Here is a 321-nt window from a genome sequence, read left to right as displayed (position 1 = left end):
CAGCCCGGCCTGCAGGTCGAGTTCACGCTCGCGTCACCGCTCGATTTCGGCGGCCAGCAGCTCCCCGCTCGCCAGATTGTGCCGATCTGCCAGTGGAAATACCGCGACGCGAACTGCGGCTACACGGGCACCGCGTATTTCGACGCCAACGACCAGCCGGTGACTGATCCGGCGCTTGACCGCTGCAGCATGAAAACGAGCGGCTGCGAATGCCGCTTCGGCGTCAATAACCCGCTGCCGTTCGGCGGTTTCCTCAGCGACACCCTTTCCTGAATGAACGAAACGACGAAGGCCGCGATCGCCGCTCACGCGATCGCGGAG

At 64.5% G+C, this 321-nt stretch carries 1 protein-coding gene; it reads left to right on the top strand.

Annotation, left to right across the window (positions count from 1 at the left end; genetic code table 11):
- Nucleotides 1-273, top strand: a 273-nt coding sequence (locus SB751_RS29100) for a phage minor tail protein L (RefSeq protein ID WP_410748920.1), incomplete at its 5' end; no start/stop codon positions are given.
- Between the last annotated feature and the right edge of the window lie 48 nt (nt 274-321).

It is taken from the genome of Cupriavidus sp. SIMBA_020 (genome assembly GCF_046535395.1).
In the GTDB taxonomy this organism is placed as follows: domain Bacteria; phylum Pseudomonadota; class Gammaproteobacteria; order Burkholderiales; family Burkholderiaceae; genus Cupriavidus; species Cupriavidus campinensis.
The sequence above is the reverse complement of the archived record's forward strand: the minus strand, read 5'-3'. Positions and strand labels throughout refer to the sequence as shown.